A 23,508-nucleotide genomic window follows, 5' to 3' on the forward strand; every position below is an offset into this window, starting at 1 on the left:
GGTAGGCGGAACCACATCGGAAGGAGGTGGAAGACTACTTAGCGCAATATTGTTATAAATGCACTTTTGACTTGTCGAGACAAACATTATGTCTTCTCAGCAAGGAAAAATGCATATCAACCGTGTCGGATTTGGCAAGAAATCGCCGATACTGAAGAATATTCAATTTATTTGTTAAATCGCAGTTTTATATTTCAAAATATCACTGTTTTAAAAAATGAATAATGGCGTTTTTTTACAACATTAAATTAATGTATTGGCAATTCGATGTTTCGCCAACAATAATTCGATGAAAACTGTTGCATTACGGAATTTATGCAAAGTAAAAAAATGTAAAAAAAGCCCGCTGAAAGCGGGCTTGTCGAGGTGCTGCAGAGTGGAAGTCAGGCGGCTTGCTTGCCTGTCTTTCTGCGGCGCGCCATGAAGCCGACCAGGCCGAGGCCGGCCAGCAGCATGGCGTATGTTTCCGGTTCAGGCACTGCGGCCACCGGTGAAGCGAAAGTACCGGTAAAGGTAGAGTAATTGCCATACTGGTTGCTGGCAGATTGTGCGGTCGCGGCGCCATAGCCGAAATAGGTGCTGATGCCGACGGTGTTGGCGCCGACGGCAACATTGCTCAAGGTAATGCTGAAGTTGGCGGTCGAGCCTGGCGTGTACACGGATTGCGTGTATTGGCCCCACCAGGTATAGGCGGCATAGCCCGAGGGCGCCACGAGGTTTTGCGAGCCGTCGCCGCCCAGGTCGAGCTGGGCGCTGGTGCCTTGCGACCAGAAGCCGGGCGCGCCATTCAAGGGCGCGGGGGCGGTGGAGCTGACCAGCGTGGCGGAAACGGGCACGAAAATCGTGAAGCCGTCCAGGCCCGTCTGGCCGCCGATGCCCTGGTTATTGTTCAAGACGCTGTAATCGAAGGTCCACGTGTTCGCGCCTGCGGCCGTGGCCGATGCCGTCACGGTGTATTCATTCGTCAGGTTCGTCGTTGCGTGGGCGGCGCCGCTCAGCGCAAACGCGGCGGCCATGGCGCCCAGTTGGAACAGTTGTGCAGCCGATTTGCGCTTGGTCATGATGGGTTTCCCAGAAAGGGTTAGTCGATGACCTGAATATAGCATTGAACCCCAGGAAAAAATTGCAATTATGAACAAATATATTGTTTTTTTACTTTCTTTATTTCCGTATGGGAATTAATGGGCAAATTCTTTATTTTTCTGGAAATGTTGCAGCAGATTTTTGTTGTTGCGCTGCGACGTTGTCGCAGCGCAATGGCATTACAGCGGCTGGAACACGCCGGCGGCGCGGTTCTTCTGCACATTGTCCCAGGCGAAGATCTGGCCATTCATGGCCACGTACACGCCGGCTGGCAAGGTTTGCGCCACGCCGCAGGCAAAGCCCAGGTTGAACAAGGCGTCGGAATTGTCGATCTCGTACGGAATCATGGCGCCCGTCAGGATCACCGTCTGCTGCAGATTCGCCGCGCCCAGTACCTGCGCCGTTTCGCGCATGGTATCGGTGCCGTGGATGATGACGATGGCTTTTTCCTGTGCCGCGCGGCATGAGGCCAGCACGCGCTGGCGATCCGCATCCTGCATGTCGAGCGAGTCGAGCAGCGGCAATTGTTCCAGCGCCACGGGCGCCGTCATGCGCGCGCGGGCGATCGCTGCCGGCAAATGACTGTCGGAAAAGCCCAGGGTGCCGTTCAATTCGTTGTAGTGTTTGTCGAAAGTGCCGCCGGTGGCGAGTATGCGCAAAGTCATGATGTGGTCACGATGTCAGTGGAGAATGACGCGCATGATATCGTGGATTGCCACGATTGCGTCAATGACCGGTTCGATGCGGGTAGCGCTGATGGCGATAGCCTTGCGCCGCGTCTGGAAAATTCGGCCATCTGTGAGTACACTTGTTTCTTTGTTCGCCCAAGGGCCCGACTCCCGTATGAAAGCGCTCGCACCCGGCACCGTCATTTTTCACCGCCACCGCGGTTATGGCGTGATCACGTCCGTCAATCTGCTGACGGGCTGGATCGCCGCGCGATTCGGCAGCGAAGCGCGCACCCTGGACCTGAACCTGTCGACCGACGACGTGCAGTTCGCCGATGGCGAACCCATCCTGTTTCGCCGCGCGCCGCCCGACCGCATGCCGCACGCGCGCCTGATGGCCATGGTGCGCGAACTGCACCAGGCCGGCTATCAAAAACTGTACCTGTATTCCTGGCCGAAACCGTCGGGCCTGCACTGGCGCTGGCATTTGTTTACGGGGCCGCGCGACTGGATGCAGCGGCCATGGCGCGAAGGCTGGTATGGCTCGGGCGCCGACTACAACGTCAATCCCGTGATGGGCTGGGGCGATTCGCCCGGCGCCTCCACGGGCGAACTGATCGACGCGCTGGCGCGCTTCGACCCGCAGGGGCTGGCGCAGGCGCTGGGCCGCGACGACGACCACAGCGAGTGGTTTGCCCGCGTCTGCGACGCCTTGCTGCCGGACTATATGTATAGCCTGGACATGCAGCGGGCCGATGGCGCACCGCTGCAGGACATGCCGCCCGTGCCGGTGGTTGCCGTGCGCGCCGGCGTGGCGCCGTATGCGGGGCCGGCGATCGCCTGGCCACCCGGCTGGGCCGGCTTGTGGCGCGGCCGCCATGTGCTGCCCGCGCCCGCCATCAGCCTGACGGGCACGCCGGACCTGCTGAAGGGATTTCAGCGCTCCTGAGGGGCTTGCCGCGCATGCGTCAGCGCCGCGGGATTGAGCAGGCGCGTACATTGACCCTGCGCAAAATCGACGATGTTTTGCAAGGCGTAGCGGAAATACAGCTCATAGCTGTCGCGCTCGACATAGCCGAGGTGTGGCGTGGCCAGCACATTTGGCAGCAGCAACAGCGGCGAGCCGGGCGGCAAGGGTTCGTCCGTGAACACGTCCAGCGCAGCCGCGCCCGGGCATCCCCGCGGCAGCGCCGCTTCCAGCGCCCCTTCCGCCACCAGTTCGGCGCGGCTCGTGTTGACGAACAGGCTGCTCGGCTTCATGCGCGCCAGGTCCTCTGCCGTCACCAGGCCCCGCGTGGCGTCGGACAGGCGCAAATGCAGGGTCAGCACGTCGGCCTGTTCGAAGAAGGCCTCGCGCGATGGGGCGGCCGTGTCGCCTGCCGCCACGGCTGCCGCGCGGCTCGCTTCGCTGCCCCAGACGAGGATGGTCATGCCGAAGGCGCGGCCATAGCCGGCGATCAGCTGGCCGATCTTGCCGTAGCCCCAGATCGCCAGGGTGCGCCCCTTCAGTACCGTGCCCAAGGTGTTGCGCGCCGGTTCCAGCGACGCCGTCTGCCACAGTCCTTCCTGCAAATGCTGTGCGTAGGGCACGATCTTGCGCTGCGCCGCCATGATCAGGGCCCACGTCAGCTCGGCCGGCGCCGTGGGCGAGCCGATGCCTTCCGCGATGGCGATGCCCAGTTCCGTGGCGGCCGGCACGTCGATGTGCCCGCTGACCTTGCCCGTCTGTGAAATCAGTTTCAGGTTCGGCAGTTTCGACAGCAATGCCCGGTTGAAACTGCTGCGTTCGCGGATCAGCACCAGCGCATCGAACGGCGCCAGGCGGATGGCCAGCTGGCCCAGGCCCCGCGCCGTATTGCTGAACACTTTGACCTCGTGTCCATCAAGCAATTTGAAACAATCGAGGCTGCGCACGGCATCCTGATAATCATCGAGTATGGCAATTTTCATGGTGGATGGCCGATTTTAGTGAGGATTTGGTAGGGAAATAACAGGATACGGGAAATGCTGAATAGCCTACTACATTAGTCAAGCTATTCTCCTACATTTTTGCGAGAATAGCTGTTTTGCGGGTGTACAATCGCCGGCACTTTTGACGCTTCCTGATGAACGAAGTGCAAATGGAGCGCACAATGTTCCAGCAAGTCTGGAGCATGCTCCAGATAAATGCCGCCGGCGCGAACGCCGCGGCTGACACGACACCAGAGCCCTGCCGGCGTGACCTTGCCGCCCGCAGTGAGCCGCAGCCACCTCTCAACGATGCTGCCTGTCTTGCCGGAACGACCAGAATTTCTTTTATTGGTATTGGAGGTAATATGAATCAGCCCGTCATGGGTGGCGTCGCCGCACTCAACGTCCCAGCTTATATTAAACAACAGAAACTGATCAACTGGGTAGCCGACATTGCCGCGCTGACCAAGCCCGAGCGCATCTACTGGTGCGATGGCTCGCAGGAAGAGTACGAGCGCCTGTGCGCCGAGATGGTTGCCAGCGGCACCATGAAAAAACTCAACGCGGAAAAACGCCCGAATTCCTACCTGGCCTGCTCCGACCCGAGCGACGTGGCCCGCGTCGAAGACCGTACCTATATCTGCTCGGCAACGAAAGAAGCGGCCGGCCCGACGAACAACTGGACCGAGCCTGGCGAGATGCGCCACACTCTGAACGGCCTGTTCGACGGCTGCATGCGCGGCCGCACCATGTACGTCGTGCCTTTCTCGATGGGTCCGCTGGGCTCGCCGATCGCGCACATCGGCGTGGAACTGTCCGACTCGCCTTACGTGGCCGTCAACATGAAGATCATGACCCGCATGGGCCGTGCCGTGTATGACGTGCTGGGTACCGATGGCGAGTTCGTGCCCTGCGTGCACAGCGTGGGCGCGCCGCTGGCCGCCGGCCAGGCAGACGTGAAATGGCCGTGCAACAGCACCAAGTACATCGTGCATTTCCCGGAAACGCGCGAAATCTGGTCCTTCGGTTCCGGCTACGGCGGCAACGCCTTGCTGGGCAAGAAATGCTTCGCCCTGCGCATCGCCTCGAACATGGGCTACCAGGAAGCGCAAGCGTCCGACAGCAACCCGGGCTGGCTGGCAGAACACATGCTGATCCTCGGCGTGGAGTCGCCGGAAGGCAAGAAGCATTACGTGGCGGCTGCCTTCCCGTCGGCTTGCGGCAAGACCAACTTCGCCATGCTGATTCCGCCGGCAAGTTTTAACGGCTGGAAAGTAACCACCATCGGCGACGATATCGCCTGGATCAAGCCGGGCGCCGATGGCCGCCTGTACGCGATCAACCCGGAAGCCGGCTACTTCGGCGTGGCGCCGGGCACCAACGAAAAAACCAATTACAACTGCATGGCGTCCATGCGCGACAACACGATCTTCACCAACGTGGCGCTGACGGACGATGGCGACGTGTGGTGGGAAGGCTTGACCAAGGAAGCACCAAGCCACCTGATCGACTGGCAGGGCAAGGACTGGACGCCGGCCTCCGGCACCAAGGCCGCGCATCCGAATGCCCGCTTCACTGTTGCGGCAACGCAAAACCCGGTCATCGACGCGGCCTGGGACGACCCGGCCGGCGTGCCGATCTCGGCCTTCATCTTCGGTGGCCGCCGTTCGACCACCGTGCCGCTGGTGACGGAAGCGCGCAACTGGGTCGAAGGCGTCTACATGGCCGCCACCATGGGCTCGGAAACGACGGCCGCTGCCGTCGGCCAGATGGGTGTCGTGCGCCGCGATCCATTTGCCATGTTGCCGTTTATCGGCTATAACATGAGCGATTACTTCCAGCACTGGCTGGACATGGGCGTCAAGGTGGGTAAGGTCAACCCGGCCGCCCTGCCGAAGGTCTATTGCGTCAACTGGTTCCGTACGGACGAGGCGGGCAAGTTCGTCTGGCCTGGCTTCGGCGACAATATGCGCGTGCTGAAGTGGATGCTGGAGCGCATCGAAGGCAAGGCAGGCGGCGTGGAAAACCTGTTCGGCACGACGCCGCAGTATGGCGACCTGAACTGGGATGGCTTGCCATTCACGCAAGAACAGTTCGACACCATCACTTCGATCGACAAGGCCGCGTGGGTGGAAGAATTGAAATTGCATACGGAGTTGTTTGAAAAACTCGCGTATCATCTGCCGCAAGAATTGGCAGATCACAAGGCTGCGCTGGAAAAGCGGCTGAGTGCATAAGGTTTAATAGTGGGGGAGAAACACGCCGGCATAGACTGGCGTGCTATAAATGACACGCTGGCAATGACTGGCGTGCTAGCAAAAAGAGAAACGGCGCGGATTGCATGAGCAATCCGCGCCGTTTTTTTTGTGGCTTGTCGGTTCAGCGAGACATGGCCGGCACGAAATAGCGCAGCTTGGCGTCATCGTTCATTTTCGGGCACCGGCCAGGTTTTGCTGCCGGAAAGGATGGCGGCAGCAGCGTCGTTTCGTGCAGACGGCCCTCCATTTCCAGCACGCCGGCAAACCGGCACTTACTGCTGCAGCAGCGGCCCCAGGTATTTACCCGTCACGCTGGCCGGGTTCAGCGACACGTCTTCCGGCGTCCCCGTGGCGATGATTTGCCCGCCGCCGGCGCCGCCTTCCGGACCCAGGTCGACGATCCAGTCGGCAGTCTTGATGACGTCCAGGTTGTGTTCGATGATGACGAGGGTGTTGCCCTGGTCGCGCAGGCGGTGGATGACTTTCAGCAGCAAGTCGATATCGTGGAAGTGCAAGCCCGTCGTCGGTTCATCGAGGATGTACAGGGTGCGGCCCGTGTCGCGCTTGGACAGTTCCAGCGACAGTTTCACGCGCTGCGCCTCGCCGCCCGACAGCGTGGTGGCGCTCTGGCCCAGCTTGATGTAGCCGAGGCCCACGTCGAGCAGGGTTTGCAGCTTGCGCGCGATCAACGGTACGGGCTTGAAGAATTCATGCGCCTCTTCCACCGTCATGCCCAGCACTTCCGTGATGTTCTTGCCCTTGTATTGGACTTCCAGGGTTTCGCGGTTGTAGCGCTTGCCGTGGCAGACGTCGCACGGCACGTAGACGTCGGGTAAGAAGTGCATCTCGACCTTGATCACGCCATCGCCCTGGCACGCTTCGCAGCGTCCGCCCTTCACGTTGAACGAGAAGCGCCCGGCGCTGTAGCCGCGTTCCTTGGCCGTTGGCACGGTGGAGAACAGGTCGCGGATCGGTGTAAACAAGCCCGTGTACGTGGCCGGATTCGAGCGCGGCGTGCGGCCGATCGGCGCCTGGTCGACGGAGATGACCTTGTCGAAGTGTTCCAGGCCGCTGATCGATTCGTGCGGCGCCGGTTCCGTCTGCGAACCATACAGATGGCGCGACAGGGCCGGGTACAGGGTATCGTTGACGAGCGACGATTTGCCCGAGCCGGACACGCCCGTGACGCACGTCATCAAGCCTACCGGCAAGCTCAGCGACACCTTTTTCAGATTGTTGCCGGTGGCGCCCGTGATCACCAATTGCTTTTCCGGATTGCTGGCGTGGCGCTTGGCCGGCACGGCGATTTTCAGCTTGCCGTTCAGGTACTGCGCCGTCAGCGACTTCTTGTTCTTCAAAATGTCTTGCAAGGTGCCTTCGGCGATGATTTCGCCGCCGTGCACACCGGCGCCGATGCCCATGTCGACGATGTAGTCGGCCGTGCGGATGGCGTCTTCGTCATGCTCGACCACCAGCACACTGTTGCCGATGTCGCGCAAGTGTTTCAGGGTTTCGATCAGGCGGTCATTATCGCGCTGATGCAAGCCGATCGACGGTTCATCGAGCACATACATGACGCCGGTCAAACCGGAGCCGATTTGCGAGGCCAGGCGGATGCGTTGTGCTTCGCCGCCGGACAGCGTGTCGGCGCTGCGGTCCAGCGACAGGTAGTCGAGGCCCACATTGTTGAGGAATTTCAGGCGCGAAATGATTTCTTTCACCACGCGGTCGGCGATCTCTTTCTTCGCGCCCGTCAATTTCAGCTTTTCAAAGAATTCCAGCGTCTCGCGCAGCGGTTTGGCCGCCACTTCATAAATGGCGCGCTGCTGCTTGCCGGTGCCCACCTTGACGAAGCGCGCTTCCACGCGCAGGCGCGCGCCATCGCATGACGGGCAGCATTTTTCATTGATGAACTTGGCCAGTTCTTCCTTCACGGCCATCGAATCCGTTTCGCGGTAGCGGCGCTGCAGATTGTTGACCACGCCTTCGAACGTGTGTTCCTTGATGACGGTGCGGCCCCGTTCATTCACATAGCTGAACGGGATCACTTGCTTGCCGGAACCGTACAGCACGGCCTGCTGTGAATTCAAGTCCAGCTGTTCGAACGGCATGTCGAGGTCGAACTCGTAATAGGCGGCCAGGTTCGACAGCATCTGGAAGTAAAACTGGTTGCGGCGGTCCCAGCCCTTGACGGCGCCCGAGGCCAGCGACAGATTCGGGAACGCGACGATGCGTTTCGGGTCAAAGAATTCAATGTGTCCGAGGCCGTCGCATTCGGGACAGGCGCCCATGGGGTTGTTGAATGAGAATAGACGCGGTTCCAGTTCCTGCAGGGAATAGCCGCACACATTGCAGGCGAACTTGTTGGAGTACACATGTTCCTTGGCCGTATCCATTTCGTAGGCGACGGCGCGGCCGTCGGCCAGGCGCAGTGCCGTCTCGAAACTTTCCGCCAGGCGCTGCTTGATGTCCTGGTTCACCTTGACGCGGTCGATGACGACGTCGATCGTGTGTTTTTCCGTTTTCTTTAATTTCGGGAGGTCATCGACTTCATAGATTTTTGCCGCATGCGTGCCGCTTTGCACGCGAAAGCGCACGAAGCCCTGTGCCTGCATCTGCTCGAACAGGTCCACGTGTTCGCCCTTGCGGTTGGCGACGACGGGCGCCAGGATCATCAGCTTGGTGTCTTCCGGCATGGCCAGCACGGCGTCGACCATTTGCGACACGGATTGCGCGGCCAGCGCGTTTTCCGGATGGTCGGGGCAGTATGGCGTGCCCACGCGCGCATACAACAGGCGCAGGTAGTCGTGGATTTCCGTCACGGTGCCGACGGTCGAGCGCGGGTTGTGCGAAGTTGCCTTCTGTTCGATAGAGATGGCGGGAGATAGCCCTTCGATCAGGTCGACATCGGGCTTTTCCATCAGTTGCAGGAATTGGCGCGCGTAGGCCGACAGCGATTCGACATAGCGGCGCTGGCCTTCCGCGTACAGCGTATCGAAGGCCAGCGACGATTTGCCGGAGCCGGACAAGCCGGTAATCACGATCAGCTTGTTGCGCGGCAAATCGAGATTGATATTCTTGAGGTTATGCGTGCGAGCACCGCGAATGCGGATCTGTTCCATGTGATTGCCTTGCTTTCAGTGAGTGGTGCGGCCGGCGCATTGCGGGAGCTGCCAGATGAGGAGCCACAACGGGTCAACCTGTTACTATAGCCGGGTTTTGATCTGCATGCCTGTGGCGGCTGCGGGCGGATTGCGCCGCCAGGCCAGCGTGCCCCGGGAAAGATTGATACAGATGCGTGCAGACGTTTAAACACTGTATATAATACCAGTATTCAAGTTTCTTGTTTTCACCTGCCGTGAAAAAAACGTGCCGCCGCAAGCTCGTGGCGGCGCTTATAAAGCGTGTGCTTTGCGCGGGCTAGTCGCTTATAATCCTCGTTTAGCAAAAAATCTAACGCGCGCGAGTTCCGGCTCCCGCCGCAGTTCATCAGGAGTTATTCATGGCATCAGTCAACAAAGTCATCATCGTCGGCAATCTGGGCCGTGACCCGGAAATCCGCTACATGCCTAGCGGCGACGCGATCGCCAACATCGCCGTGGCCACTTCGTACAAATCGAAGGACCGCAACACGGGCGAACAAAAAGAATTGACAGAGTGGCACCGTATTTCGTTCTTCGGCCGCCTGGCGGAAATCGTCGGCCAATACCTGAAAAAAGGTTCGTCCGTCTACGTCGAAGGTCGCTTGCAAACCCGTAAATACACGGACAAGGACGGCGTCGAGAAGTACGCAACCGACATCATCGCGGAACAGATGCAAATGCTGGGCGGTCGTTCCGGCATGGGCGGCGACGCCGGCGGTGGCGATGACAGCTACGGCGGTGGCGGCGGCTACGAAGCCCCGGCCCCGCGCCAGGCGCCAGCCCCACGTCCAGCTCCGGCACCGGCGCCACGCCCGGCACCGAAGCCAGCACCGAACTTCTCGGACATGGATGACGATATTCCATTTTAAATCCGCCGTTCTGACGCCCTGTGTCAGACAATAAAAAAGCCGGCTTCATCAGTGAAGCCGGCTTTTTTTATGCAACGGCGGTAGACAGCAATCCGGGGCGGACTGTCGAATTCCACAGCAAGAAGCGGGTGGCGGCGCTGGCCGGATGCTGGTTTGATGGTGGTGTTGACACGGCCGGAGAACAGCATGGATTTTCGCATCACGGGTTTGTCGCCCGAGCCTTTTCTACCCTTTTTTGCCTTATCCGATGCCGAATTGATGGCGCTCGGCATGCGGCGCCATGCGGTCGACCAAAAACCTGGCTTTCCTGACCGCATAGAAATGGTGGAAGCCGAACTGGGCGAAACCGTGTTGTTGCTCAATCATGTGTGCCAGCCCGCCATGACGCCATACCGGGCTTCCCACGCCATCTATGTGCGCGAGGGGGCTACGCAAGCGTACGATGCCGTCAATCAGGTGCCCGAATCGATGCGGCTGCGGCTGTTGTCGCTGCGCGCCTATGCTGCCGATGGCATGATGCTCGATGCCGAGGTGGTGGACGGCGCGGCCGTGGAAACCGTCATCGCGCAGTTATTCGGCCATCCGGACGTCAGTTATATTCACGTCCATAACGCCAAGCGGGGCTGTTATGCAGGCCGCATCGACCGCGTCGCGCCGTGAGATGAGCGTTGAGTGCGCCGGCCGTTCCCTGCTTAATCGCGCAAGCCCATCTCCAGGGTGTAGCTGGCCACCGCATTCCTGCGCGCCGCGTTGCGCATCAAATACACCTGCACCGTGTACTCGCCATCGGCTGGCAGCTTCGCCTGGAAAGTGTTGCCGTTGCTCGAACCGACGAACAGGGCGTCGTCCTGGCCGGCCTGGCGGATGTTGAAGTAATTCGATGATTGATTGGTCTTGAGCTTGACGCTGAGGGTCTGGCCGGCCTTGCCCGTCAGCGTGTATTCGGCCGTGGCGTAGCCCTTGATCTTGCCCGTGACGCGATGCGCGGCCTTGTTCGCCGTCAATGCCACGCTTTCCTTGTGGACGGGATCGGCGCTCCAGGCCGGTGTGCCAAAGGCGAGCGCTGCCAGCAGCAGGCTGGCGCGGATGGGCAGGTGGCGGTGCAGCATGCGTTTCTCCTTGAACGTGGTGCCAGCGTGCGCTGGCGATACCGTCCATCTTACGCCAGCTGCCGCCATGTGCCAGTACGGCAGTGCGCGCATGGGGTGCGTGTATGGCGCGCGTAATGGCATGCTGCGGCGCGTTTTTTTCCACCTTTCTTGACCTGCGCGCTTTTTCCGGCCGCGCACGTTTCAAGAGGCGGCGGATTGAAAATTTCATGTAGGCTGAAGCGTCTCTTCGATGCGAAACCGGCCGCAGGCGCCGCAGTGCCGGACCGGTTTTGCAGCTCATCTTCCCTGTACTGAAAGGAACGCAATATGGGTATTTCCGGAAAAGTCGCGCTGGTCACGGGGGCCGCGCAAGGCATCGGCAAGGCCATCGCCTTGCGCCTGGCCAAGGATGGCGCCGATATCGCGCTCGTCGACCTGAACCAGGAGAAATTGGACCGCGTCGCCGCCGAAGTGCGCGCGCTGGGACGCCGCGCCGTCACCTGCATCGCCGACGTGTCGCAGCTGCACCAGGTGACCGAGGCGGTGGCGTTTGCCGAGAGGGAACTGGGCGGCTTCGACATCATCGTCAACAACGCCGGCATCGCGCAAGTGCAGCCGCTGCTCGACGTGACGCCGGAAGAAGTCGACCGCATCATGCGCATCAATGTGCAGGGCACCCTGTGGGGCATCCAGGCGGCAGCCAAGAGCTTCAAGGCACGCCAGCAGAAAGGCAAAATCATCAATGCGTGCTCGATCGCCGGGCATGACGGTTTCGCCTTGCTGGGCGTGTATTCGGCCACCAAGTTTGCCGTGCGCGCACTGACGCAGGCGGCGGCCAAGGAACTGGCGGCCGACGGCATCACCGTCAATGCGTATTGCCCCGGCGTCGTCGGCACGGACATGTGGGTCGAGATCGACAAGCGCATGGCCGAGCTGACGGGCGCCGAGCTGGGCGCCACGTACAGGAAATACGTGGACGGCATCGCGCTGGGACGCGCCGAGACGCCCGACGATGTGGCCGGCCTTGTGTCCTTCCTGGCCGGACCCGATGCCGATTACATGACGGGCCAGGCGCCATTGATCGATGGTGGCCTCGTGTACCGTTGATGGCTTGATCGCGCACAGGCAACGCATGAAAAACAGGCCGCGTCATCGTCGATGGCGCGGCCTGTTTGCGTTGGGTCAAGGCTCGCCTGGCCTGGTTCGGGCTTAGTGTATGCTGACTTCCTTGCGGTTGTCGCGCGCGACCCGGTCAATCATCTTGTTGTACGGATCGACGCCCACGTCGAACGGTTTGTCCTTCACCGTGATGGTCAGCACCGGGTCGCTGCCCTGCAAGACGCGCTTGTCCGTGAACAAGACTTTTTCATCCTTTTCCTTGGCGCCGGGCGCGCGCGCGAAGATGGCGATTTCCACCGGCTCGTCGTAGGCGCGCAGGCTTTCCTTGCCCTTGCCATCCGATTCCAGTTTGGCCAGGTGCAATTGCACGGTGACATCCCATTGTCCATCCTTGCGCTGCACGGCTGTCGCCTGCGTCACGCGGTTGTCGTAGAAGACGATCTTCTCGAACAGGTCCGTGATCAGCGCCTGCTTGTCCTGCGGCGCTTCGGCGCGGATGTACGCGAGCAGTTCCGACGCGGTGGTGAACGGCGCCTGCTGGTAGCCCTTGTCTTGCAGATAGCGTTTCAGGGCACGGTTCAAGGCGGCTTCGCCGATCTCGTCGCGCAGGCGGTAGAACACCAGGCTGCCCTTGTTGTAGTGGATGTATTGCTGGCCTTCCACGCGCGCCAGCGGCTGTTCCTCGATGGCTTCGCCGCCGCGTCCGCTCAGGTAGCGGTCCAGTTCATAGCGCAGGAAGCGGCGCATCTTGTCGCGTCCGTATTCCTTTTCCATCACCATCAGGGCCGAGTATTGCGCCAGCGATTCCATCAGCATGCTGGCACCCTGCACATTGGCACCGATGACCTGGTGGCCCCACCACTGGTGCGCCATTTCATGCGCGGTGACGTAAAACACGTAGTCGATGTCGTCCTTGTCGCGCAAGTCGGCGATGAAGCCGATGCCTTCCGAATACGGAATCGTATTGGCGAACGATTGCGCAAACGTCTGGTAGCCGGGGAACTCGAGGATGCGCACCTGCTTGTGCTGGTAGGGCGTGAACTCGGTGGTGTAGTAGTCGAGCGACTTTTGCACGGACGTGATCATGCGCTCCGTGTTGTAGCCATGTTTCCTATCGAAATAAATTTCGATCGGCATGCCGCGCCAGTCGCCTTTTTTGACTTCCCAGCGGGCCGACAGATATGCAAAGAATGGCATCATCGGCTGGTCCATCTTGTAGCGGTAATAGCGGCGCCCATCCTGTTCCCAGCTTTTTTGCAGGTAGCCGGGTGCCAGGGCGATCTGATCGCCGCTGGTGGAGACCGTGGTGTCGAAATGGATCCAGTCCGCTTCGCCGCCGAAGACCGTGTTGCCATAGGCGGATGCGTCTTCCCGCTTGGCCATGCGCTGCGGCTCGCCCAGGCCCCGCTTGCGGCGCTCGTTGCGGTCTATCAACTCCATGTCCTGCACGTAGCCGAAGTGGGGGAAATAAGCCTGGTTGTTGAAGAAGCTGCCATTCAGGTTGACCTGGTTGGGCGCGCCGCTGTTGGTAAAGCCCCGGTGCGTGACGGCCACCGTGAAATCCAGCGGCAAGCTGGCGCCCGGCGCCAGGGGCTGGGCCAGCTTGAGGATGCTGAAACCGAGTTCCCTGTCATCCAGTTCGACCCTGTGCGCGGGCAGGTTCAGCCACGCCGTCTGCAGTTCCGGATCGCGCTGGATGCGCAAGGTATCGAGCGCTTGGCCCGTCTTGTTTTGCAGCACGTAGTGACCCTTGATTAACACCTTGCGTTGCTCGGGATAGATATCCACGTCGGCCTGCACATCCGTGATCTTCGGCTGCGGCAAGTCCTTGTACTGCTTGTACAATTTTTCGTAGCGCGCCTGCTTGTCCATGGTGCGGTCCGACGTTTCGTATTGATTCAGCATATTGGTGTTGTAGAAGATCCAGCCACCGGTGCCGGCCCAGCACAGCAGCACCAGGCCCAGCGCGGCGCCCGTACGGCCCCGCAGGCGCTGGCCGGCCAGGCGCAGGCGCGCGCGCCAGCCGGCGGACAGGCCGCGCACCCAGAATGCCTGCGCCAGCATGACGAGGGCCACGGTAAACAGGCTCCAGTACAGCGCGAACCAGGCCCAGCCGGTCAGGAAGTGGCCATAGCCGTTCATGTCCGAGTACTGGATCGCAGGCAAGTTGGCGAAGTTGTACAGCTTGTGTTCAAAGTGCAGCATGCCCAGCACGGCTTGCGCCACCATCAGCAGGATCACCAGCAGGTAGCCGATGAACTTGTTGTTGGCCAGCACTTGCAGGGTGAGCGCGCACAAGCCCATCAGCACGAAGGCGAGGGCGCCCAGCAGGGTGCCTTTCAGGTACAGCCCCAGTTCCACGGGGGCGCCGCCCTTGACGAGCTGGAAGCCGATGACCGCGATGACGCCCACCAGCAGATAGCCGCCGATGACGCCGAGCAAGGCCGTGCATTTGGCCAGCAGCGGCACCCAGTTGGGCACGGGCATGGCGTCGCTGACGTCGGCGATCCTTGCCTGCCGCTCCTTGAAGATCAGTTCGCCCGCGTAAAACGTGACGATGATGATCAACAGGAAGCTGAAGCTGTTACTGATCTGTTGCAACATCAAATGCGTCATCGGATACACGGCCGTGCCGTACATATTCTTGCCGACATTTGCGCCGGCAATCAGGTTTGCCACGCCGAACAGCAGCATGACGAGGAAGGGCAAGCTCTTGAGGACGCCGGCCGCGTCGAAGCGCAGGATTTGCCACCATTGGCGCCAGGCCGTTGCGGCGGTAAACGCGGGGACGCTGCGCGGCAGCTGCGACGGCGCCGCGGCGAAGGCTGCGTCCGCTGATGCCTTGTGCTGGCCGAACAGGCGCTTGCCCGTGCCCGCGCGCTGCGGCTTGAAGAGCAGCACGGTGGCGGTAAACAGCACGGCGGCAATACCCAGCCATAACAGGCGGTTGGCCAGCAGGAAGCCGGACAGCGGCGGCAGGCCCGCATTCGCCTCGGCCGCCGTGAAATAGCGCGTCATGCGGCCAAAGGCGCGGATGCCGAACGGGTCGAGCAGCACGGCGATCCACTCATTGTTGATGTCGCGCGTGAAGGCGCCCGCCGTGCCCCACAGCACGAAAAAGCCCAGCACGCCCACATACACGAGCAGCATCGAGCGCGTGGTGGCCGCCAGCAGCATCAGCAGGGCGCCGATGAAGAGCAGGTTCGGGATCACCAGGACGGCGAAGCTCCACGCATACGTGTGCAGCGCAAACGCGCCCACGCGCTGCGGGTCGACCCAGGGCATCAGGGGACCGAGCATGGTGCCGAAGGCGATGCAGACAAAGATCGCCAGGCAGGCGACAAAGCCGGCGCCGAAGCGGCCGAACAGGTAGTCCCACTTGCGCATGGGCGTGGCGAACAGCATGTCGGCCATGCCGAAGTCGCTGTCGCGCAGCACGGCGCCGGCGATGAAGACGGTGACGAGCAACATCGCCAGCAGGCTGAAGATCGCCAGCAGTTGCGCCACCACGGTGGGCGCATTGCGGTTGATGTTGCCGATGGCGCCGCCGATCTGGATCGAATCGCTGCTGGTGGCGCCAAAGGCCATCAGGGCCAGGATGACGGCAAATACCCACAGCAGCGGCTGTTTCAGCTGGTAGGCCAGGTCAAACTTGAAAAATTCCTTCCACATGGCGGCCCCTTACGCGGCGACTGCGGCCGGCGCGGCGGCGCCATGGCGGGCAGCGTTGTTCACGTGCAAGAAGTACACGTCTTCCAGCGTCGCGGCAAATGGCGTGAAGCCGCTGTCGGGCTGGCTCTCGGCAAACACATTGATCTGCGGCTTGCCGCCCACCAGGCGCGTCGACAGCACATTGTGCGACTGCTGGTATTGCGCCAGTTCATCCGTGGTGACGCTGCGGCGCCAGACCTTGTTGCGCAAGGTGTCGATGGCCGCCTGCGGCTCGCCCTGCACCAGCACTTCGCCCTTGACGATCATGGCCATGCGCGGGCACAGGTCCGTCACGTCGGCCACGATGTGCGTCGACAGGATCACCACCACCTGCTCGCCGATCTTCGCCAGCAGGTTCAGGAAGCGGTTGCGTTCTTCCGGGTCCAGGCCGGCCGTCGGTTCATCGACGATCACCAGGCGCGGCGCGCCCAGCAGCGCCTGGGCGATGCCGAAGCGCTGGCGCATGCCGCCCGAATACGTGCTCAGGTTGCGCTTGCGCGCTTCCCACAGATTGGTCTGCTGCAACAGGGCGTGCACGGCGTCCTTGCGCGCGCCCTTTTCCGTCAAGCCTTTCAGGACGGCAAAGTGGTTGAGCAGGGTTTCCGCGCTGACCTTCGGATACACGCCGAAATCCTGCGGCAGGTAGCCGAGCTGGCGGCGCAGTTCTGTCTTGTCCTTGAGCACGTCGAGGCCATCGAAATGGATGCTGCCGCTATCGGGATCTTGCAGCGTGGCGATGGTACGCATCAGCGAGGACTTGCCCGCGCCATTCGGTCCCAGCAAGCCGAACATTCCATTCGGAATGTCCAGGCTGACATTGTTGATGGCCTTGACGCCATTGGCATACGTTTTGTTCAGCTGTTTGATCGATAGCATGTGCAGCACTCTCCTGAGCTTGGGGTGAAAGCCGGCAGATGCATGTCTGCCGGTCTGTGCAAGGGGATCGCCCTTCTCGTCAACCGCGATGGCGGATGTTACTTAAAAACAATAATGTATCGTCAATTGGATAAAAAATAAGATGTTTGCGACAAGAGGCGACAATGCGGGGATGAAATGCGGGAGAGCCGGCATGAATGACGCGGAGCCAGGATCACGCAGCGCATGCGTGTGCTCCTGGCCTGGGGCGGGACCGGTGACGCGCCGGCCGGCGCTTACAGCGAGCAAGCGGGCCTGCGGCGATGGTGTGATTCTGTTGAAATGCCGGCGCCGGGGGACTGGCGCCGTGGCCGGATCAGGCTTGCCGCGCTGTCGTGCGGAAAGCGGTGGCTGAAGGGGTTAGAAGCGTACTTTCACATACGCCGACGGTCCCGTCAGGCGCACGTTCAAGTCCGCGTCGCGTTCGCTGTCGCGGTGCAGCTTGATTTTCGAGATGCCATAGTCGGCGACGAAGCCGATGTTTTTGAATGGAAACCACTCGACGCCGATATTGCCGCCATAAATGTGGCCGTTGATGCGCCCGCCATTTTTCTTGATGCCCGACGCTTCCGCATACATGCGCAAGTCCGGCGTGAAGGCGTGGCGCCAGCCCACTTCCAGCAGCGGCGCGAATGCATGTTCGCCGATGGAATCGCGCGCCGTGGCCGTCTCGCCATTGACGACGCCGGTGGCCGTGCCGTTCAGGTTGGCATTATAGTAGGCGGCGCCCAGGCCGATGCCGAAGGTGTCGTTGCCGCTGCCGAGCCACCAGCGGTAGGACATCTTGGCCAGGTCCAGCTTCAGGTCCGCGTCCGCGGTGGCCGTGCCCGTGACGGGCTGGCCATTGATGGTGGTCTGGCCCGTCAGGGTGGGGGTGTAGGATTTGTCGTAGCGGTAGTAGTCGAATGCCAGGCCATGGTGGTCGCCGATCAGCAATTCGGCCTTGATGCGGGGTATCGTCGTGCGGCTGGGCTTCGATTCGGGCGCGTCGATGCGGCCAAACTCCGTGTCGGCACCGACATTGATGCGCGGATCGGCCGCGAAGGCGCCCACGGAAATGCTGACGCGGTCCAGGGTGGGCGACGGTTCCGCCCGTGCCGTGGCGGCGGCCGTGGCGACGCCCAATACGCCCAGCATCATGGCGCCGCGCAAGGCAAGGTGGTGCGGACGTGGGGGAGACAGGCGGGCGGACACGGACGTGGAAAACATGGATAACTCCTCAAGATAAAGTGAACACTGCCGCGACGCTGGGGCGGCCTGCATTGGACAGCAATGCAATGAGGAAATGGTAGCAATTGTTACTTTTAAATTACGTAGCCGCACGGCCCAAGTGGCCGTCGGACTTGTCCTACCGCAGGTAAGCCGCCTGTAAAGACTGGTTATGAGAGGAGGTAAGCGATGCAGGAAATCATGGAACTGGTCACGCCGCGGCTGCTGCTGCGGCAATGGCGCGACAGCGACCTGGCGCCGTTCGCGGCCCTGAATGCCGACCCCCGCGTGATGGAATATTTTCCTTCCACGCTGTCGCGCGAGGCCAGCGATGCCATGGCGCGGCGCTGCGGCGACCTGATCGCGGGGCGGGGCTGGGGCTTATGGGCCGTGGCCTTGCGTGAAACCGATCGCTTCATCGGCATGACGGGGCTGCATATTCCCGACGCGCAATTGCCCTGTTCACCGTGCGTGGAAATCGGCTGGCGCCTGGCCTTCGATTACTGGGGACAAGGTTACGCGCAGGAAGCGGCGCAGGCCGCCCTGCGGGCAGCTTACGAACGCTTGCAGCTGCCGGAAATCGTCTCGTTCACGGCCTTGCCGAATCGGCGCTCGAGCGCGCTGATGGCGCGCCTGGGCATGCGCCGCGAAGCCGCCACGTTCGAGCATCCGGCCCTGCCGCCAGGGCACGCATTGCGTACGCATTGCCTGTATCGCCTGACGCGCGCAGAATGGTGCGCAAGGGAGGGAGTTACGACATGAGAATCGCCGCCATATCCGATATCCACGGCAACCTGGACGCGCTTGACGCCGTGCTGGCCGACATCGCCCGGCGTGGCGTGGACGTGACCGTCAACCTCGGCGATATCGTCTCGGGCCATCTGCAGCCGCGCGCCACGGCGGCGCGCCTGATGGCGCTCGGCCTGCCGACCATCCGCGGCAACCACGAGCGCCAGCTGCTGGGCGATCCGGCCCGCATGGGCGTGTCGGACGCCTATGCGCGGGCACAACTGCTGCCGGAGCAACTCGCGTGGATAGACGCGCTGCCCGCCACCTTGCGCCTGCGCACAGACGTGCTGCTCGTGCATGGCACGCCAGGCAGCGACCTCGTGTACTTTCTCGACACCGTCACGCCGCAGGGCAGCCGCGCCGCCACGCCGGACGAGGTAGCCACGCGTGCCGGCGACACTGACGCGGCGCTGATCCTGTGCGGCCACACGCACATGCCGCGCCAGGTGCGCCTGGCCGATGGCCGGCTGATCGTCAATCCGGGCAGCGTGGGCTTGCAGGCCTACGACGACGACCATGGCTATCCGCACCTGATGCAGAACGGCACGCCGCACGCGCGTTATGCGATCGCCGAACAGGACGCGCATGGCGGCTGGACGGCGCAGTGGCACGCGGTGCAATATGACTGGGAAAAGGCGGCGCGGCTGGCGCTGGCCAACGGGCGGCCCGACTGGGTCAGGCCCTTGCGCACGGGCTTCGTCGGCGCCGCCTGAGATTGCTTAGCAGCTCGGCGCGCGCGTGACGGGCACGGGGACCAGCTCCGTCTTGCCTTCCCTGGCGATCACCTGGTTGATGCTGATGCTGCAGCGCTTGCCTTCCCACGAGAACGCGGCTTCGTAATCCTCGCCGGCGCGCGGCGTGAAGGTGATGTCGCCATGGCAGCTGGGCGATACCGTGTCATAGCGCACGCCGTTGGCCACGTAGAACGGCGAGACATCCTGGAAGCCCAGGCGCAGGCTGCTCGGCTTATCGGCGGGAATCTCATATTCGCGGAAATACGCTTTCGAGAAAAAGCCATCCTTGCGTGCCAGGTTTTGCGACGTTTCCGTCTCCGCCATGCCCAGGCTGACATTGCTGACAGTACCGATCAGGGAGCCGAAGGCGGAACCCATGCCGCCGCTGGCCTTTTCCACGCCATCGCTGAACATGCCGCGGATGCAGCTGCTGTCGCGGTAGAGGAAGGCGGTGGCGCCATTCTGGCCGAACAGGCGCAGGCGGCTGATGGCGGAGGTTGCCGGGGCCGCTGGTGCGCTGGCCGCTTCGGTGGAGACGGCGGGCGCTGCGGTGTTGACGGCGTCCTGGGCAAAACTGGCGGCGCAACATAACAGGGACAGCAGGAAAGCAGGTTTTTTCATTGGCTTCAGAAAATTATCAAAAAGAAACAATATATACCATATAGCAATATTATGTTGTTCTTTTGCATAGGCCTGCCGCCCCGCGTTCGCCTAGCGGAACTCTTCCGCCACCAGGTTGTACTTCTGCATCTTGTGATACAGCGTCTGTTTCGGCAAGCCCAGCACGCTGCTCACTTCGCTGACGTTGCCGGAATATGCGCGCAGTTCCTGTTCGATCAACGCGCGTTCGAAGCCATTGACTTGCTCGGCCAGCGACAGGGGACTGGCCTGGCCGCCTGCCAGCAGGCTCGATGCGCCACCGGCGATGCCGAGCACGAAGCGGTCGGCGATATTGCGCAGTTCGCGCACGTTGCCGGGCCAGGAATGCGCCATCAGGTTGCGCATCTGGGCGCTCGAGACGATGGGCGCGGCGCGGTTGTAGCGGGCCGCCGCGGCCAGCACGAAATGCTCGAACAGGATGGGAATGTCTTCGCGCCGTTCGCGCAGCGGCGGCAAATGCAGCACGATCAGGTTCAGGCGGTAGTACAGGTCGCTGCGGAATTTCTGCTGCTGCGACAAGTCTTCCAGGTCCAGCTTGGCCGCCGCGATGACGCGCACGTCGACGGGTGTGGGAATGTTCGAGCCCAGGCGTTCGATATAGCGCTCCTGCAGCACGCGCAGCAGTTTTACCTGCAGCGACAGGGGCAGGCTTTCGATTTCATCGAGGAAGAAGGTGCCGTGGTCCGCATGCTCGATCTTGCCCACCTGGCGCTTGGCCGCGCCCGTAAACGCGCCCGGCTCGTGGCCGAACACTTCGCTCTCGAAGATGCTTTCCGGTATCGCGCCGCAGTTGACGGCGACGAAGTTGTGCTTGCGGCGATGGCTGAAGTCATGCAGGCAGCGGGCCACCATTTCCTTGCCCGTGCCCGTGTCGCCATAGATCAGCACGTCGGCCGGTTCGTTGGCAACGTCGAGGATCAGGCGCCGTATGTCGCGCATCGCCACGGAATTGCCCAGCAGGCGCGCTTCGATGCCGCCGCCGTCCTCGAGCTGGCGGCGCAGGCTGTGCACTTCCAGCATCAGGCGCCGCGTTTCCAGCGCGCGCAGGATGACGTCGACCAGCTGGTCCGAGGAATACGGCTTTTCGATGAAATCGTAGGCGCCCGTGCGCATGGCGTGCACGGCCATCGTGATGTCGCCGTGGCCCGTGACGAGGATCACCGGCAGGTGCGGATCGAGCGTTTTCACGGCTTGCAGCAGCTCGAGGCCGCTCATGCCGGGCAGGCGCACGTCGCTGACGACGATGCCGGGGAAATCCGGCGTCAGCAGTTTATAGGCCAGTTCGGCCGAGTGGAAGGCCAGCACGTCCAGGCCGGCCAGCTGCAGTGCCTGCTCGCTGCCTTCGCGTACGGTGGGGTCGTCCTCGACCAGCAAGACCTTCAAGCCGTCAAACATGTTTTTCCTCCTGCGTTGCAATCTGTAGTTCGATGGTGAAGATGGCGCCGCCGCCGGCGGCGTTTTCGGCGCGCAGCACGCCGCCGAACTGGCGCGTGATCTGTTCGGAAATGGCCAGGCCCAGGCCCAGTCCCAGCCCCTGCGGCTTGGTGGTGAAAAACGGTTCGAACAGGTGTTCGCACACTTCCGTCGACAGGCCAGGTCCCGTGTCGGCCACGTGGATCAGCACCTGTTCCCGCGTGCATTCGACGGACACGCGCAGGCTGCGCACGTCGCTGCCATTCATGGCGTCGAGCGCATTCGCATACAGGTTCACCAGCACCTGCTCGAGGCGGTTGCTTTCGCACATGGCGAAGATGTCTTCGGGCGGCAGATGCAGGCTGAAACGCACATTTTCAACCTGCAGGCGGCGCTCGACGAGGAACAGCGCGTTGCTGATCGCCGTGGGGATCGAGACGGAGGTCAGGCTGGTCGTCGACTTGCGCGCAAAAATCTTCAATTGTCCCGTAATGGTCCCCATCCTGGCCGCAATTTGCGAGATCTTCGCCAGGTTGCGCCGCGCGTCGTCGAGCCGTCCGCGCTCGAGCAGGATGACGGCATTGTCGGACATGGTACGCAGTGCCGTCAGCGGCTGGTTCAGCTCGTGCGTGATGCTGGCCGACATCTGCCCCAGCACGGCCATCTTGCCGGCCTGGAAAAGTTCGTTTTGCGTGATGTGCAGTTTTTGCTCGGCCTTGCTGCGCACCTCGATTTCCTGGCTCAGGCTTTGCGTCATGGCATTGAGTTCCGACGTGCGTTCCTCGACCATGGTTTCCAGGTTGTCGTAGGCGTGCTGCAAGTCTTCGCGGGCGCGCAATTTCTGCGCCACGGCCGCGCGCCGCTGGCGCAGGTAAAAGAACAGCAGCATGAAAAAGCCCAGCAGTACGCAGGAGAAGGCGGCCGCTGCGCGCGCGCTGGCCTTCGCCTGCGCCAGGTCGGACAGGTAAATGAAGGTCCAGTCGCGCGGCGACTTGAGTTTGATCTGCGTCATGACGCTGGAACTGGTCTTCGGCGGCGCGTCGGCCCGCTCCTGCTCGCGCACGCTGATGACGCGCGCGCCGTTGCCCAGCTGGCGGTCGGAGACGAAGGGAATCGCCGCCAGCTGCTTCGAGTAATACTGGCGCGTGCGGTTCAGTTCATCGACGATGGCAGGCGAGAGCGGGGCCAGCGTCTTGTATTTCCAGTCCGGCATGGAACTGAGGAAGATCACGCCATGCTCGTCGGCCAGCATGACCTTGTCCGCGCCCTGCACCCAGCGTTTTTCCAGGTTTTCCAGGTTCACCTTGACCGTCGCCAGGCCCAGCATGCGGCCATTCTGGTAAATGCCATGGGCGAAGAAATAGCCGGGTTCCAGCCGCGTCGTGCCGACGCCATAGAAGCGCCCCGGCGTGCCGCGCAGGGCGTCCTGGGCATACGGGCGGAAGGCGATATTGTCACCGATGAAACTGTCCGGCTGCTGCCAGTTGCTGGCGGCCCGCGTGTTGCCGTCGAGGTTGCTGATGAAGATGGTCGACGATTTCGCCTGGGCATTCATTTGCTCCAGGTAATGGTTGACCGTGTCGACGAGCACGGGGTCTTCCGGGTGCTGCAGCAGGCGGATGACGTCGCGGTTCAGCTCCAGCGTCTTGGGCAGGAAGTCGTATTTTTCCAGCGCATTTTCCAGGCTGCTGACATACACCTCGAGGCGCTGCGCGCCGCTCGCCTGCAGCTTGCCGATGGCGATGCGTTCGGTCCAGAAATACACGAGCCAGACGGTGGCCAGGCAGGCGGCCAGCACCACGCCCCAGGCCAGCGTTTCGCGGCCCGACCGTTGCGACAGGCGCTGGCGCCAGGAAAGAGGTGGTTTGCTGCTGCTATTCATAGTCTGGTGCCAAC

General features: G+C 61.8%; 19 protein-coding genes. 7 read left to right on the plus strand and 12 right to left on the minus strand.

Features of this window, described 5'->3' with window-relative positions; all coding sequences use genetic code 11:
* Positions 1–383: 383 nt before the first annotated feature.
* Positions 384–1,061, minus strand: coding sequence for an FxDxF family PEP-CTERM protein (locus tag YQ44_RS29640; RefSeq protein ID WP_071326106.1), 678 nt, complete (start codon positions 1,059–1,061; stop codon positions 384–386).
* 201 nt (positions 1,062–1,262) lie between these two features.
* Positions 1,263–1,748, minus strand: coding sequence for an asparaginase domain-containing protein (locus YQ44_RS27700; RefSeq protein ID WP_034781194.1), 486 nt, complete (start codon positions 1,746–1,748; stop codon positions 1,263–1,265).
* A gap of 178 nt (positions 1,749–1,926) precedes the next feature.
* On the opposite strand from YQ44_RS27700, the gene YQ44_RS27705 reads away from it, so the two are divergent.
* Positions 1,927–2,700, plus strand: a complete 774-nt coding sequence (locus YQ44_RS27705) for an L-asparaginase (RefSeq protein WP_071326795.1) — start codon at positions 1,927–1,929, stop codon at positions 2,698–2,700.
* On the opposite strand, the gene YQ44_RS27710 is transcribed toward YQ44_RS27705, so the two are convergent.
* Positions 2,688–3,701, minus strand: a complete 1,014-nt coding sequence (locus YQ44_RS27710) for a D-2-hydroxyacid dehydrogenase family protein (RefSeq protein ID WP_071326107.1) — start codon at positions 3,699–3,701, stop codon at positions 2,688–2,690. The genes YQ44_RS27705 and YQ44_RS27710 overlap by 13 nt on opposite strands.
* 365 nt (positions 3,702–4,066) lie before the next feature.
* Between YQ44_RS27710 and YQ44_RS27715 the strand changes: the two genes are divergently transcribed.
* Complete coding sequence (locus YQ44_RS27715) at positions 4,067–5,938, plus strand: phosphoenolpyruvate carboxykinase (GTP) (protein ID WP_071326108.1); 1,872 nt, start codon at positions 4,067–4,069, stop codon at positions 5,936–5,938.
* Between the two features lie 293 nt (positions 5,939–6,231).
* Here the strand turns inward: YQ44_RS27715 and uvrA are convergent, their stop codons facing one another.
* Positions 6,232–9,081 carry an excinuclease ABC subunit UvrA gene (gene uvrA, locus YQ44_RS27720; protein ID WP_071326109.1) on the minus strand — a complete coding sequence of 950 codons (2,850 nt, stop codon included), beginning with the start codon at positions 9,079–9,081 and terminating at the stop codon, positions 6,232–6,234.
* A gap of 380 nt (positions 9,082–9,461) precedes the next feature.
* Between uvrA and ssb the strand changes: the two genes are divergently transcribed.
* On the plus strand, positions 9,462–9,971 hold the full coding sequence (gene ssb, locus YQ44_RS27725; protein WP_034781209.1) for a single-stranded DNA-binding protein: 510 nt from the start codon (positions 9,462–9,464) through the stop codon (positions 9,969–9,971).
* A gap of 23 nt (positions 9,972–9,994) precedes the next feature.
* Here the strand turns inward: ssb and YQ44_RS29425 are convergent, their stop codons facing one another.
* Positions 9,995–10,243, minus strand: coding sequence for a hypothetical protein (locus tag YQ44_RS29425; RefSeq protein WP_198043845.1), 249 nt, complete (start codon positions 10,241–10,243; stop codon positions 9,995–9,997).
* Here YQ44_RS29425 and YQ44_RS27730 point away from each other — a divergent pair.
* Positions 10,242–10,631: a DUF1203 domain-containing protein gene (locus tag YQ44_RS27730; RefSeq protein ID WP_198043846.1), complete on the plus strand. Its 390-nt coding sequence runs from the start codon at positions 10,242–10,244 to the stop codon at positions 10,629–10,631. The genes YQ44_RS29425 and YQ44_RS27730 overlap by 2 nt on opposite strands.
* Positions 10,632–10,663: 32 nt before the next feature.
* Here YQ44_RS27730 and YQ44_RS27735 read toward each other — a convergent pair whose 3' ends face one another.
* Positions 10,664–11,080 carry a hypothetical protein gene (locus tag YQ44_RS27735; RefSeq protein ID WP_071326111.1) on the minus strand — a complete coding sequence of 139 codons (417 nt, stop codon included), beginning with the start codon at positions 11,078–11,080 and terminating at the stop codon, positions 10,664–10,666.
* A gap of 309 nt (positions 11,081–11,389) precedes the next feature.
* Between YQ44_RS27735 and YQ44_RS27740 the strand changes: the two genes are divergently transcribed.
* Positions 11,390–12,169 carry an acetoin reductase gene (locus YQ44_RS27740; protein WP_071326112.1) on the plus strand — a complete coding sequence of 260 codons (780 nt, stop codon included), beginning with the start codon at positions 11,390–11,392 and terminating at the stop codon, positions 12,167–12,169.
* A 102-nt stretch (positions 12,170–12,271) separates the two neighbouring features.
* On the opposite strand, the gene YQ44_RS27745 is transcribed toward YQ44_RS27740, so the two are convergent.
* From YQ44_RS27745 to YQ44_RS27755, 3 genes are all read right to left on the minus strand, one after another.
* Positions 12,272–15,853, minus strand: a complete 3,582-nt coding sequence (locus YQ44_RS27745; protein ID WP_071326113.1) for an ABC transporter permease/M1 family aminopeptidase — start codon at positions 15,851–15,853, stop codon at positions 12,272–12,274.
* A gap of 9 nt (positions 15,854–15,862) precedes the next feature.
* Positions 15,863–16,768 carry an ABC transporter ATP-binding protein gene (locus YQ44_RS27750; RefSeq protein WP_071326114.1) on the minus strand — a complete coding sequence of 302 codons (906 nt, stop codon included), beginning with the start codon at positions 16,766–16,768 and terminating at the stop codon, positions 15,863–15,865.
* Between the two features lie 399 nt (positions 16,769–17,167).
* The gene (locus YQ44_RS27755; RefSeq protein ID WP_083412077.1) at positions 17,168–18,016 is read right to left on the minus strand and encodes a MipA/OmpV family protein; all 849 of its coding nucleotides are present in this window, start codon (positions 18,014–18,016) and stop codon (positions 17,168–17,170) included.
* A 189-nt stretch (positions 18,017–18,205) separates the two neighbouring features.
* Here YQ44_RS27755 and YQ44_RS27760 point away from each other — a divergent pair, with 189 nt between their 5' ends.
* Together YQ44_RS27760 and YQ44_RS27765 are read left to right on the plus strand one after the other, a co-directional pair.
* Positions 18,206–18,778, plus strand: coding sequence for a GNAT family N-acetyltransferase (locus YQ44_RS27760; protein ID WP_071326115.1), 573 nt, complete (start codon positions 18,206–18,208; stop codon positions 18,776–18,778).
* Positions 18,775–19,518 carry a metallophosphoesterase family protein gene (locus tag YQ44_RS27765; protein ID WP_071326116.1) on the plus strand — a complete coding sequence of 248 codons (744 nt, stop codon included), beginning with the start codon at positions 18,775–18,777 and terminating at the stop codon, positions 19,516–19,518. The genes YQ44_RS27760 and YQ44_RS27765 overlap by 4 nt, the downstream gene beginning before the upstream one ends.
* Positions 19,519–19,524: 6 nt before the next feature.
* Here YQ44_RS27765 and YQ44_RS27770 read toward each other — a convergent pair whose 3' ends face one another.
* The 3 genes from YQ44_RS27770 to YQ44_RS27780 form a co-directional block, all read right to left on the minus strand.
* On the minus strand, positions 19,525–20,160 hold the full coding sequence (locus tag YQ44_RS27770; RefSeq protein ID WP_071326117.1) for a hypothetical protein: 636 nt from the start codon (positions 20,158–20,160) through the stop codon (positions 19,525–19,527).
* Between the two features lie 90 nt (positions 20,161–20,250).
* Positions 20,251–21,594: a sigma-54-dependent transcriptional regulator gene (locus tag YQ44_RS27775; protein ID WP_071326118.1), complete on the minus strand. Its 1,344-nt coding sequence runs from the start codon at positions 21,592–21,594 to the stop codon at positions 20,251–20,253.
* On the minus strand, positions 21,587–23,494 hold the full coding sequence (locus YQ44_RS27780; protein ID WP_071326119.1) for a sensor histidine kinase: 1,908 nt from the start codon (positions 23,492–23,494) through the stop codon (positions 21,587–21,589). Before YQ44_RS27780 ends, YQ44_RS27775 begins: the two co-directional genes overlap by 8 nt.
* Positions 23,495–23,508: the final 14 nt, after the last annotated feature.

The organism is Janthinobacterium sp. 1_2014MBL_MicDiv, from assembly GCF_001865675.1.
Taxonomy (GTDB): domain Bacteria; phylum Pseudomonadota; class Gammaproteobacteria; order Burkholderiales; family Burkholderiaceae_D; genus Janthinobacterium.

Excerpts from the sequence above, each read along its gene's own strand:
- YQ44_RS29640 (WP_071326106.1), bottom strand. The coding sequence starts at position 1,061 with ATGACCAAGCGCAAATCGGCTGCACAACTGTTCCAACTGGGCGCCATG.
- YQ44_RS27700 (WP_034781194.1), bottom strand. The coding sequence starts at position 1,748 with ATGACTTTGCGCATACTCGCCACCGGCGGCACTTTCGACAAACACTAC.
- YQ44_RS27705 (WP_071326795.1), top strand. The coding sequence starts at position 1,927 with ATGAAAGCGCTCGCACCCGGCACCGTCATTTTTCACCGCCACCGCGGT.
- YQ44_RS27710 (WP_071326107.1), bottom strand. The coding sequence starts at position 3,701 with ATGAAAATTGCCATACTCGATGATTATCAGGATGCCGTGCGCAGCCTC.
- YQ44_RS27715 (WP_071326108.1), top strand. The coding sequence starts at position 4,067 with ATGAATCAGCCCGTCATGGGTGGCGTCGCCGCACTCAACGTCCCAGCT.
- uvrA (WP_071326109.1), bottom strand. The coding sequence starts at position 9,081 with ATGGAACAGATCCGCATTCGCGGTGCTCGCACGCATAACCTCAAGAAT.
- ssb (WP_034781209.1), top strand. The coding sequence starts at position 9,462 with ATGGCATCAGTCAACAAAGTCATCATCGTCGGCAATCTGGGCCGTGAC.
- YQ44_RS27730 (WP_198043846.1), top strand. The coding sequence starts at position 10,242 with ATGCGGCGCCATGCGGTCGACCAAAAACCTGGCTTTCCTGACCGCATA.
- YQ44_RS29425 (WP_198043845.1), bottom strand. The coding sequence starts at position 10,243 with ATGCCGAGCGCCATCAATTCGGCATCGGATAAGGCAAAAAAGGGTAGA.
- YQ44_RS27735 (WP_071326111.1), bottom strand. The coding sequence starts at position 11,080 with ATGCTGCACCGCCACCTGCCCATCCGCGCCAGCCTGCTGCTGGCAGCG.
- YQ44_RS27740 (WP_071326112.1), top strand. The coding sequence starts at position 11,390 with ATGGGTATTTCCGGAAAAGTCGCGCTGGTCACGGGGGCCGCGCAAGGC.
- YQ44_RS27745 (WP_071326113.1), bottom strand. The coding sequence starts at position 15,853 with ATGTGGAAGGAATTTTTCAAGTTTGACCTGGCCTACCAGCTGAAACAG.
- YQ44_RS27750 (WP_071326114.1), bottom strand. The coding sequence starts at position 16,768 with ATGCTATCGATCAAACAGCTGAACAAAACGTATGCCAATGGCGTCAAG.
- YQ44_RS27755 (WP_083412077.1), bottom strand. The coding sequence starts at position 18,016 with ATGTTTTCCACGTCCGTGTCCGCCCGCCTGTCTCCCCCACGTCCGCAC.
- YQ44_RS27760 (WP_071326115.1), top strand. The coding sequence starts at position 18,206 with ATGCAGGAAATCATGGAACTGGTCACGCCGCGGCTGCTGCTGCGGCAA.
- YQ44_RS27765 (WP_071326116.1), top strand. The coding sequence starts at position 18,775 with ATGAGAATCGCCGCCATATCCGATATCCACGGCAACCTGGACGCGCTT.
- YQ44_RS27770 (WP_071326117.1), bottom strand. The coding sequence starts at position 20,160 with ATGAAAAAACCTGCTTTCCTGCTGTCCCTGTTATGTTGCGCCGCCAGT.
- YQ44_RS27775 (WP_071326118.1), bottom strand. The coding sequence starts at position 21,594 with ATGTTTGACGGCTTGAAGGTCTTGCTGGTCGAGGACGACCCCACCGTA.
- YQ44_RS27780 (WP_071326119.1), bottom strand. The coding sequence starts at position 23,494 with ATGAATAGCAGCAGCAAACCACCTCTTTCCTGGCGCCAGCGCCTGTCG.